Genomic DNA, 11,068 nt, shown 5'->3' on the forward strand with positions numbered 1-11,068 from the left:
AGGGGCGTGAGGACGCTGGGGACGAGATTTTGCCACCCCCCGGAGCGGCCGTTGGGGCCCGGGGGTCGGGGGAGAGGGACGGGGGGGGGGGGGGGGTCCGCCTCCCCCCCCCGGCTCTCGTGCGTCCTCGACCGTCGCCACGTCTCCGCCGTCCGGGCGGCGGCTGTGCCGGTCGGACGGTGTCACCACGTGATCGGCGCGGGGCCGCGACCCCGTACGGTCAGCCGAGGGGCTTGTCGAGGACGGCCTTGGCGTGGCTGAACGTGTCGATCGAGTACTCGCCGTGGTAGCGGCCCATCCCGCTCTCGCCCACGCCGCCGAACGGCAGCTCGGGCACGGCCAGGTGGGAGACCGTGAGGCCGAAGACGAGGCCGCCCGAGGAGGTCTCGGCCGCCAGCCGCTGCTTGGTCCGCTCCGACTCGGTGAAGGCGTACAGCGCGAGCGGCTTGTCGCGCTCGTTGATGAAGGCGATCGCGGCATCCAGGTCGGGCACCGCGATGATCGGCAGGATGGGGCCGAAGATCTCCGACTGCATCACCGGTGCCTCGGGAGAGACCTCGGCCAGCACGGTCGGCGCGAGGTAGCGCTGGGCGCGGTCGTGGTCGCCGCCGATGACGGTCCGGCCGTCGCCGAGCAGGGCGGTGAGCCGGTCGTGGTGGCGCTCGTTGACGATCCGCCCGTACTCCGGGCTGCTCGCCGGGTCCGCCCCGTACAGGGCGCGCACGGCCTCGGCCAGGTGCGCCTCCAGCGCGGTGGCGGTGTCGCCGACGGCGAGGACGTAGTCGGGGGCCACGCAGGTCTGCCCGGCGTTCTGGAACTTGCCGCGCGCCACCCGCTGGGCGGTGACCGCGAGATCGGCGCCGGGCTCGACCACCACCGGGCTCTTGCCGCCGAGCTCCAGGGTGACCGGCGTCAGGTACTTGGCGGCGGCCGTCATGACGATCCGGCCGACCTGGCCGTTGCCGGTGTAGAAGATGTGGTCGAAGCGCTGCTCCAGGAGCGCGGTGGTCTCCGGCACACCGCCCTCCAGCACGGCCACGGCCTCCCGGTCGAGGTAGCGCGGCAGCAGACGGGCGATCGCCGCCGAGGTCGCCGGGGTGAGCTCGCTGGGCTTGACCAGGGCGGTGTTGCCCGCCGCCAGGGCGCCGACCAGCGGGGCGAGGGCCAGCTGCAGCGGGTAGTTCCACGGCGCGATGATCAGCACCACGCCGAGCGGGTCACGGACCACCTGGGCCTCGGCGGGCAGGAAGGCGCCGGGGACGGCGGCCGGGCGCGGCTGCAGCCACTCCTCCAGGTGCTCCACGGTGTGGTCGATCTCGTTCAGCGTGAAGCCGATCTCGCCGCGGTAGGCCTCGGTCGCGCTCTTGCCCAGGTCGGTGTGGAGCGCGGCCAGCAGAGCCTCGGACTGCTCAGTGAGCAGCGCGCGCAGCGCACCCAGCTGGGCGAGGCGCCAACCGAGCGGCCTGGTACGGCCGGTGGCGAACGTGGCGCGCAGGCGGGCCACCACGGTGGCCGGGTCGGTGGCCACGGCGGCGACCAGGGTGCGGGCCAACTCGGCCGAGGAGCCGGGGTTCTGGCCGGTGTAGAGGTTGCGGTCGATCACGGTGTGCGGGGTGAACGGCCCGGCCTCCACGAAGTCGGCGCCGAGCTCGACCAGGCGGTCCTGGACCAGCCACTTGGCGCCCGCGGCCAGGCCCACCGCCTGCTCCTCGGCGTTGCTGAAGGCGGTCATCCGGTAGCCGGCGAAGGGCCAACTGCCGTCCTCGTTCCGGGCGGCGAGCAGCGCGGCGGGGGCGTGGCAGACCACGCCCAGCGGCTTGCCCGACGCCAGCGCCCGGGTGAGCAGCCGACCGGAGTCCTCGTCCACGGCGAGGTCCTCCATCGGGCCGTGGCCGCCCGGGTAGAAGACCACGTCGTACGCCTCCGGGTCGACCTCGGCCAGCTTCGCGGGGTGCTCCAGGTCCGCGCGGATGGCCTCCAGGTAGGCGGCCAGCCACTCGGCCTTCTCCTGGCCCCCGCCTGCGGCGCCGCCGTTGGCCTCGGCGCTCAGGCTGCCCCGGTCCACGGGGGCGGGGACGCCGCCGGGGGTGGCGATGGTGATCTCGAAGCCCGCCTCGGTGAAGATCCGGTGCGGCTCGGCGAGTTCCTCGGCCCAGAAGCCGGTGGGGTGCGGGGTGCCGTCGGCGAGGGTCCAGTGGGTGGCGCCGGTGACGACGAAGAGGGCGGAAGTCATGGTTGGTGCTCCAGGTCGACAGGGGGAGGGAGTTACGGGGTGATCAGGAGTTGTCGGGGACGACCCCGGCAGCGGTCGACACGGTGACCGCCGCGGCGCGCGGCTGCTCGTCGGCCCGCGCGGTGAGCGGCCGGTGGTGCTTGCTGAGCCCCACCATCGCGACCCCGGCGGCCAGCAGCAGAGCGACCGCGGCGATCACGAAACTGAGGGTGAACTGGCTCTCCGCGGGCAGCGCGGCACCACCGAGCGCGGCGTAGCTGACCGTCTTGGAGGCGAGCAGCGAGGTCACCACCGCGCTGGCGATCGAGCTCCCGACCGAGCGGGAGATGGAGTTGATCCCGTTGGCGATGCCAGTCTGCTCCAGCGGCACGCTGGCCGCGATCAGGGCGGGCATCGCGGCGTAGCCGAAGGAGATCGCGATGCCGGTGAGCATGCCCGCCGTGATCACCGCGCCCTCGGCGCCGTGCCCGAAGGCCAGCCAGGCGAAACCCGCCACGCCGATCAGGGCGCCGACCGCGAGGGTGGAGCGGGCGCCGATCCGGCGCACCAGCCGTCCGCCGACCGGAGCCGCGGCCAGGGCGATCAGGGCGCTGGGCAGCAGGTACTCGACGGAGGCGCGCAGGACCGAGGCGGTGAAGCCGTAGCCGGTCAGCCGGCCCGGCATCTGGACGAGGTAGGAGATGCCGATGAACTGGGCGAACGAGGCGAAGCCCACGAAGAGCCCGGTCAGGTTGGTGAAGAGCACCTGGCGGTGGACGAACATCCGCATGTCCACGAGCGGGTTGCGCACCCGTCGCTCGACCAGCACCCAGAGGACGGCGAAGACGGCGGCACCGGCCAGCGCGCCCAGCGTACGGGCGGAGGACCAGCCCCACTCGTGGCCCTGCGAGATGCCGAGCAGCAGCAGGACCAGGAAGACGGCCAGGGTGAGCGCGCCCAGCACGTCGACCCGGCCCCCGGTGGGCGAACCGCCGTGCGGTACCACGACGGCGACGGCCGCCAGGGCGAGCACCGTCAGCGCGGTGGAGAACCAGAAGACCAGGTGGTAGTCGGGGTGCGAGCCCTGGGTGAGCAGCCCGGTGGCCACCAGCGAGAGGCCGCTGCCGAACGCCAGCGTTCCGCTGACCAGCGCCATCGCCCCGTGCAGCTTCTCCTGGGGCACCTCGTCGCGGATCACGGAGAGGGCGAGCGGGAAGATCGCGGTGGCGGAGCCCTGCAGCACCCGGCCGATGATCAGCAGGGCCAGCGAGGTGGTGGTCGCGGCGATGACCGAGCCGACCACCATGACCGCGAGGACGGCGAGCAGCGTGCGCTTCTTGCCGAACTGGTCGCCGACCCGGCCCAGCAGCGGGGTGAAGACGGCAGCCGAGAGCAGCGCGGCGGTGGTCACCCAGCTGACGCCGGCGGCACCGGTGTGCAGCTCCTTCTGCAGGAGGGCGAGGATCGGGACGACCTGGGTCTGCGCCATGGCCACGACCATCGCGGCCAGGCCCAGCGCCAGGATCAGGGGCGTACTGCCGCGCTTTCCGACCGTGGCGGTGGTAGTGGCAGTGCTACTGGCGGCGGGGGCGGATCGGGGCACGGCGCGATCGGCGGCGTGGCTCATCGGGTGGGGTCCTTCCGGGAGGTGGCGGCCGCGCGGGGACATGGGCCGGCCGGCGCTCGAAGGCAGCGGGCGGAAACCTGGACGGTTGAAGCCTGCAAGGTTGATGTCTTCAAGCAATGCATTGAAGGTAGACCTGAAAGATTGATGAAGTCAAGCAATCCTGCCTACACTCGACGCATGACCCAGCCCGCCACCCCGCCTGCCGCCCCACCCTCCACCGGCGCCGCCGCTCCCACGCCGGTCGAGCTGATGGACCAGGTCGCCGGCGCCGCGGCCGCCTACTACCGCCACTTCGCCGCACTGGCGGCCGAACGCGGCCTCACCCTCATGCAGGGCAAGACGCTCAGCCTGCTGCGCGAGCCCCGCCCCATGCGCACCCTGGCCGAGCTGCTGGCCTGCGACGCCTCCAACGTCACCGGCATCGTCGACCGCCTGGAGGCCCGCGAACTGGTCCGCCGCGAGATGGACCCGGCCGATCGGCGGGTCAAGAACGTGGTGCTCACCGAGGAGGGCGAGCGGACCGTACGGCAGATCCGGGTGGAGCTGATGTCCAGCCTCACCGGACTGGCCCAGCTGGACGAGGCGGACCGGCGGACCTTCCAGCGGCTGCTGGGCCAGGTCTTCCCCGGGTGACCGAGGCCCCTTCGGGCGCGTCCGGGCGGGCCGACCGCAACGCGGCGGCCCCCGGCCCGAGGTTCGAGGACCTCGGGCCGGGGGCCGGGGCGGGGGTCACCCGCGGTGGGGCGTCACCGGCGGCGGGGCGTCACCGGCGGCGGGCCGTCACTGCCAGGCGCGGTTGACCGCGTCGCGGGCCTGGCCCAGGTACTGCTGGTAGGTGCCGAGGTTCCAGGCCGCCCAGGAGGCCCAGCCCCGGCCGGTGCCGTCGTTGTCGATCCGGTAGGCCTTGCGGGCCGACCAGCCCATGTCCTGCCAGTTCTCGGCCGTGACGACATCGGCATCGTGGTAGTGGACGTCGGGGTACCAACGCTCGTTGATCTGCCAGGCCCCGAGGTCCTTGGTGCCCGGGTCGGGGTCGGTGGGGAGGTTCGTGTGGACGGCCAGGCGGTTGCAGCCGGACTCGGCCATGGCGATCGCGACCGCGTAGATCGCGTCGTCGTTGCGGCCCTCGCCGGACCTGTCCTTGGCGAAGCCGGCCAGCTTCGCCTCCCGGGCGCAGGCGTCGATGCCGCTCTGGTCCCCGGAGGCGTGGGCGGTGAAGCCCGTCGAACTGATGGTCAGGGCCAGGGCGACGGCCGATCCGGTCAGCAGTGCGCGAGTTCTACGGAGCACTTGTGTTCTCCCTTCGGCGCCGGCCCGGGATCGGGCCGGGTACGGGGAGGGACGCTATGCGGCACCGGTAGACAGGCGGTCAACGCGGAACGCCGGTACCGCACAGCGCCCCTCCCCCGCACCTCCGTGCCACCCTGTGAGCGCGCGGGAGCCGCCCGGATAGGGTGGAACGGCACGTCAGAGGGCCGGGAGCAGCCGGGAAGGGCCTGGGGCATGGGGAAGAAGAGCGAGCTGGACGACCTGCGGGCCCGGGTGGCCACGCTGGAGGCGGAGGTCGACCGTCTGCGGGACGAGGCCGCGGCGGCCGGGCGGGCACCGGCGGTGACCGCCAGTCAGCCCCAGTCGATGACCCGCATCGCGGATGCCGTCGGCGTCCTGGTCTCCGGCCGGGCGGAGCAGCCGACCCGGGTCCTCCAGGTACGCGGCGGGAGCCCGGAGAGTCCCGTCACGGAAGCGACGGAGCCTGCCGAAACGCAGAGCCTCCCGACCCCCGCCCACGGCCAGTTCCTGGAGAGCCTGCTGTCGGGTCGTTAGACCGGGAGCCGGCCCCGACGGCGGAGCCCAGAGTCGGGGTGCCACCAGGAGGCGGAGAGGCGAGCAATCCTCGCTCATACTTGCGTGCTTACGCAAGCCTCCGATCGTCGGCCTTCTCCCCGCCGAGTGGCGGATGTTCCCGACGGGCCGTCAGGGGCCAGCCTTACGGGCAGTTCGACAGGTTCACGTCATCCCCCACGGGCGGCCCCCACGCCGCCGGACAAGGACACGTCATGAGGCACTTCCCCCTGCCCGGAATCCTCGCCACCGCCGCCGCAGCCACCGCGCTGCTACTCGCCGCACCGGCGACCGGCGCCTCCGCCGCGCCCCTGCCCAGCCGGCCCATCATCGGCGGCGGCAGCGCCTCCCAGGGCTACTCCTTCATCGTCTCGCTCCAGCAGAACGGCCAGCACCTCTGCGGCGCCTCGCTGATCTCGCCCACCTGGGCGGTCACCGCGGCCCACTGCGTGGCCGGCGGCACGGCCGACCAGTTCACCGTCCGGGTCGGCTCCAACGACCGGACCTCGGGCGGCGAGGTGGCCTCGCTCGCCAAGGTCGTCCCCCACCCGAACTACAGCACCAACAACGACATCGCCCTGCTCCAGCTCAGCGCCCCCGTTCAGGCCACCCCGATCGCCATCGCCGACGGCGCGCCGGCCGGCACCGCCGTCAAGCTGCTCGGCTGGGGCCAGGAGACCCCGCAGCCCGGCGGCGACGGGGGCCCGGACCAGCTCAAGGAGCTCGACACCAGCCTGCTCCCCAGCGGCTGCGCCGAGGGCTTCGACCCCTCCTCCGAGCTCTGCGTCAACAACCCGCAGGGCCCGGACGGCAGCAACCAGGGTGCCTGCTACGGCGACTCCGGCGGCCCGGCGATCGCGCAGGTCAACGGCGAGTGGCGGCTGCTCGGCGCCACCAGCCGGGCCGGCGGCACCTCCTCCACCTGCGCGGTCGACCCCTCGATCTACACCGATGTGACGGCGTTCAGGGACTTCGTCCGGAGCACCACGGCCGGCTGATCCCCGACCCCTCCGCGTGGCGCGGCAGCGCCCCCGACCGGCGGCCCTCCACCCTCTCCGGGAGTGGGGGGCCGCCGCTTCGCTGCGGGGAGACCTGTTCCAGGACTCGCCGTACGACGCCTCAGGACGCGCCCTACGACGCGCCAGGACACGCCCTACGACGTCCGGCGCTCGATCCCGTCGAGCAGCAGGCCGAGCCCCACCTCGAACCCGCGGTCGTCGAGCGCCGTCGCGCCGCCGCCCCGGGCCAGGGAACCGTCCAGGGCGTCCGCGAGCGCCGGGTACTGCGGCCGGTAGGCGGCCGGCTCCCGGGTGAAGCCCGCGGCGAAGGTCTCCATCGCGGAGCCGAGCACCAGGTAGTCCACGGCCGCGGCGACCTCGGCGGCGTCGGCGGGTTCGAGGCCCGCCCGGCCGAGCAGGGCGAGCAGGGCGTCGTAGCCGGTCAGCGCGCTGTCGGCCTCCACCCGGCGACGGGCCAGCAGGGCGAGGGCGTTCGGGTGCCGCCGGAAGACCGCGCGGTAACCGCGCGCGTACGCCGCGAGGCCGGCCCGCCAGTCGGGGTCGCCCAGCGGCCCGTGGTCGATCTCGTCGTTGACCAGCCCGGAGACGGCGTCGACCAGGGCGTCCTTGCTCGGTACGTGGTTGTAGAGCGACGCCGCCTTCACCCCGAGCCGCTCCGCGAGCGCCCGCATGGTCAGCCCGTCGGGGCCCTCCTCGTCCACCACCTGGAGCGCGGCACGCGCGATCCGCTCGCGGGTCAGCAGTGCCCTGCTCGGTCGGCCCACCGAAATCCCCTCTTCCGCTCTCCGTGTCCGGGGGCTATCGTGCCAGACCGACAGCAGTCGCTAACAAAGTTAGTTTTATCGAGAGGGCGCAGCCAGTGGTCGAGCACACCCCCACCGACGCCACCGACGCCGCCGATGCCACCGGCACCGCGGACTCCGACCGGCTGGCCGCGCTCGGCTACCGGCAGGAGCTACGGCGCAGCCTGAACGTGCTCGGCAACATCTCCATGGGCTTCGCCGTCGTCTCCCCGGTCGTCGGGCTGTACGCGGCCGTGCAGGTCGGCATGAGCGTCGCGGGCGGCGCCTGGGTCTGGGCCCTGCCGCTCTGCCTGCTCGGGCAGTGCCTGGTCGTGGCCGTCTACGCCGAGCTCGCCTCGCAGTGGCCGCTGGCCGGCGGCGCCTACCAATGGAGCAGACGCCTGTCCAGACCGGCGGTCGCCTGGCTGAGCGGCTGGATGTGGCAGTTCGCCGTGATGTTCGGCAACACCACCGTCGCCTACCTCGCCTCGCCCTGGCTCTTCGCGCTCTTCGGCGCCGTCCCCACCCCCGCCGAGCAGGTCCTCGTCTCGGTCGGCTTCATGCTCGGCTGCGCCCTGGTCAACGCCTACGGCATCAACCTGCTGCGCCGGGTCGTCAGCCTGGGCATCGCCGCCGAGGCCGTCGCCTCCGTGCTGGTCGGCCTCACCCTGCTGCTGGTCTTCCGGCAGCACGGATTCGCCCTGCTCACCGACTTCCTCGACGCCCCGAAGGGGCTGGGCGTCAGCGACACCGGCGCCCTGCTCGCCGCCGTCGCCGTGGCCGGCTGGGCCTTCATCGGCTTCGACGCCTGCGTGTCCACCGCCGAGGAGACCAAGGACGCCGCCCGGCAGGTGCCCAGGGCGATGTGGTGGTCGCTGCTCAGCGTCGGGCTCGTCGTCGTCCTCAACGCCGTCTCGGTCGAGCTCGCCCACCCGGACCCCGCCGACGTCGTCGCCCTCAAGGACCTCGACCCGGTGACCACCGCCGTCACCCACGCCTTCGGCGGCTGGGCCGACAAGCCCTTCGTCCTCGTCGTCCTGATCAGCTTCACCGCCTGCCTGATGGCCTCCCAGGGCGGCGCCGCCCGCGGCCTCTACTCGCTCGCCCGCGACGACGTCTTCCCGTTCTCCCGGCAGGTCCGCAAGGTCAACCGGCACAGGGCACCGATCGGCGGCCTGGTCGCCGCCACGGTGATCAGCTCCGCCGCCCTGCCCCTGGGCCTGAGCACCTCGGCCATCGGCAGCCTGATCACCTTCGGCAGCGCCGCCACCTTCGTGCCGTTCTTCCTGCTCACCGTGGTCGCCCTGACCGCCCGCCTGCGCGGCACCTGGAAGCCCGCCGGGGCCGTCGGCTACGGTCGCCTCGGCACCCCGCTCAACGTCCTGGCGGTGCTGTGGACCGGCTTCGAGGTGGTCAACATCTGCTGGCCGCGCGCCATCCTCGCACCGGCCGGAGCGCCGTGGTACCAGATCTGGGCGGCACCGCTCGGCGTCGGCACCGTCACCCTGGCCGGCCTCGGCTACCTGCTCGCGCGCCGCCCCGACCGCCGGATGCCCGACCCGGGCCAGGACCGCCCGCACGGCGACGAACTCGCCCCCGCCGTCGTGTAGTCGACCCGGTCGACCCGGTCGACCCGCCGGGACAGCGCCCCCGACCTTCCGCTTCCGGCTCACAGACTCCGGCTCACAACTTCCGACTCTCCGCTTCCGACCACCCGCTTCCGACTCTCCGCTTCCGACGCGAGACCGAACACCCCTGGAGGAACCCGCATGACCCACCCCTTCGACGTCGTCGAGACGGGCATCGCCGACCTGCGCGCCGCGCTGGAGAAGGGCGAGACCACCTCGGTCGGCCTGCTCGACGCCTACCTGGCCCGGATCGAGGCCTACGACCGGCCCGGCACCGCCACCGCGCTCAACTCGCTCGTCGTGATGAACCCGGAGGCCCGCGCCGAGGCCGAGGCCTCCGACGCCCGCCGTGCCCAGGGCCGCACCCTCGGCCCGCTCGACGGCATCCCGTACACCGCCAAGGACAGCTACCTCGCCAAGGGCCTGACCGCCGCCGCCGGCTCGCCGGCCTTCGAGCACCTCGTCGCCCAGCGCGACGCCTTCGCGATCGAGCGGCTGCGTGCCGCCGGCGCCGTGCTCATCGGCCTGACCAACATGCCGCCGATGGCGAACGGCGGGATGCAGCGCGGCGTCTACGGCCGGGCCGAGAGCCCGTACAGCGCCGACTGGCTGACCAGCGCGTACGGCTCCGGCTCCTCGAACGGCTCGGGCACCGCCACGGCGGCCTCGTTCGGCGCCTTCGGCCTCGGCGAGGAGACCTGGTCCTCGGGCCGGGCGCCCGCCTCGTACAACGCCCTGTGCGCCTACACCCCCAGCCGCGGTGTGATCTCGGTGCGCGGCAACTGGCCGCTGGTGCCGACCATGGACGTCGTGGTCCCGCACACCCGCACCATGGCCGACCTGCTCGAACTGCTCGACGTCATCGTCGCCGACGACGCGGAGACCCGCGGCGACCTGTGGCGCTCCCAGCCCTGGATCAAGCTGCCCGCGGCCTCCGAGGTCCGCCCCGCGTCGTACCCCGCGCTGGCGCCCGCCGACGCGGCGGCGGCCGGTTCGACCCTCGCCGGCCGGCGCGTCGGCGTGCCCCGGATGTACATCAACGCCGACCCCGAGGCCGGCACCAACCCCGAGGGCGGCATCGGCGGCCAGACCGGGCAGCGGATCGACACCCGCCCCTCGGTCATCGCCCTGTGGGAGGCCGCCCGCCGCGACCTGGAGGCAGCGGGCGCCGAGGTCGTCGAGGTCGACTTCCCGGTGGTGACCAACTACGAGGCCGACCGCCCCGGCGCGCCCTCGGTGTTCACCCGCGGCCTGGTCGGCCGGGACTACCTCACCGTCGAGATCGAGGACCTGTCCGCGTGGTCCTGGGACGACTTCCTGCGCGCGAACGGGGACCCGGCGCTCGCCACCCTGACCGAGGTCGACGGCGAGCGCATCTTCCCCGTGCACGAGGGTGAACTCCCGGGCCGCTACGAGGGCTTCGGCGACAGCGTCGCCGACTACCCGCGCTTCGTGCGGGAGCGCCCGTACGCCTCCCTCACCGACATCCCGCTGCTGGAGGCGGGCCTGCGCGGCCTGGAGGAGACCCGCCGGGTGGACCTGGAGGGGTGGATGGACGAACTCGGCCTGGACGCCGTGGTCTTCCCCGCCGTCGCCGACGTCGGCCCGGCCGACATGGACGTGAACGAGGCCTCCGCCGACCTCGGCTGGCGCAACGGCGTCTGGGTCGCCAACGGCAACCTCGTGCCGCGCCACCTCGGCATTCCGACCGTGACCGTGCCGATGGGCACCATGGCCGACATCGGCATGCCGGTGGGGCTCACCTTCGCGGGCCGCGCCTACGACGACACCGCGCTCCTGCGGCTCGCCGCCGCCTTCGAGGCGACCGGGCAGCGCCGTACGGAGCCCTCGCGCACCCCGAGGCTCCCCGCCAGCTGACGGACCGGGGGGGGGGGGGGGGGGGGGGGGGGGGGGGGGGGGGGGGGGGGGGGGGGGGGGGGGGGGGGGGGGGGGGGGAT

Annotated in this window: 9 protein-coding genes; 5 read left to right on the forward strand and 4 right to left on the reverse strand. The window is 73.7% G+C overall.

Annotated features, from left to right (window positions below; genetic code table 11):
- Positions 1 to 220: 220 nt before the first annotated feature.
- Both ACZ4W5_RS26180 and ACZ4W5_RS26185 read right to left on the reverse strand, forming a co-directional pair.
- On the reverse strand, positions 221 to 2,233 hold the full coding sequence (locus tag ACZ4W5_RS26180; RefSeq protein WP_465657265.1) for an aldehyde dehydrogenase family protein: 2,013 nt from the start codon (positions 2,231 to 2,233) through the stop codon (positions 221 to 223).
- A 43-nt stretch (positions 2,234 to 2,276) separates the two neighbouring features.
- A complete protein-coding gene (locus ACZ4W5_RS26185; RefSeq protein ID WP_465657267.1) occupies positions 2,277 to 3,839 on the reverse strand; it encodes an MFS transporter in 1,563 nt (520 codons plus the stop codon).
- 177 nt (positions 3,840 to 4,016) lie between these two features.
- On the opposite strand from ACZ4W5_RS26185, the gene ACZ4W5_RS26190 reads away from it, so the two are divergent.
- On the forward strand, positions 4,017 to 4,472 hold the full coding sequence (locus ACZ4W5_RS26190) for a MarR family winged helix-turn-helix transcriptional regulator (RefSeq protein ID WP_360232795.1): 456 nt from the start codon (positions 4,017 to 4,019) through the stop codon (positions 4,470 to 4,472).
- Positions 4,473 to 4,619: 147 nt separating this feature from the next.
- On the opposite strand, the gene ACZ4W5_RS26195 is transcribed toward ACZ4W5_RS26190, so the two are convergent.
- The gene (locus ACZ4W5_RS26195; protein WP_360232798.1) at positions 4,620 to 5,129 is read right to left on the reverse strand and encodes a transglycosylase SLT domain-containing protein; all 510 of its coding nucleotides are present in this window, start codon (positions 5,127 to 5,129) and stop codon (positions 4,620 to 4,622) included.
- A 213-nt stretch (positions 5,130 to 5,342) separates the two neighbouring features.
- On the opposite strand from ACZ4W5_RS26195, the gene ACZ4W5_RS26200 reads away from it, so the two are divergent.
- The gene (locus tag ACZ4W5_RS26200) at positions 5,343 to 5,663 is read left to right on the forward strand and encodes a hypothetical protein (protein ID WP_465657269.1); all 321 of its coding nucleotides are present in this window, start codon (positions 5,343 to 5,345) and stop codon (positions 5,661 to 5,663) included.
- A gap of 233 nt (positions 5,664 to 5,896) precedes the next feature.
- Positions 5,897 to 6,679: a S1 family peptidase gene (locus ACZ4W5_RS26205; RefSeq protein ID WP_465657271.1), complete on the forward strand. Its 783-nt coding sequence runs from the start codon at positions 5,897 to 5,899 to the stop codon at positions 6,677 to 6,679.
- A 155-nt stretch (positions 6,680 to 6,834) separates the two neighbouring features.
- Here the strand turns inward: ACZ4W5_RS26205 and ACZ4W5_RS26210 are convergent, their stop codons facing one another.
- The gene (locus ACZ4W5_RS26210) at positions 6,835 to 7,464 is read right to left on the reverse strand and encodes a TetR/AcrR family transcriptional regulator (protein ID WP_465657273.1); all 630 of its coding nucleotides are present in this window, start codon (positions 7,462 to 7,464) and stop codon (positions 6,835 to 6,837) included.
- Between the two features lie 95 nt (positions 7,465 to 7,559).
- On the opposite strand from ACZ4W5_RS26210, the gene ACZ4W5_RS26215 reads away from it, so the two are divergent.
- Positions 7,560 to 9,092, forward strand: coding sequence for an APC family permease (locus tag ACZ4W5_RS26215; protein ID WP_465657274.1), 1,533 nt, complete (start codon positions 7,560 to 7,562; stop codon positions 9,090 to 9,092).
- Positions 9,093 to 9,251: 159 nt separating this feature from the next.
- Positions 9,252 to 10,988: an amidase gene (locus ACZ4W5_RS26220; RefSeq protein WP_465657275.1), complete on the forward strand. Its 1,737-nt coding sequence runs from the start codon at positions 9,252 to 9,254 to the stop codon at positions 10,986 to 10,988.
- Positions 10,989 to 11,068: the final 80 nt, after the last annotated feature.

Source organism: Kitasatospora sp. NPDC029367 (assembly GCF_055569135.1).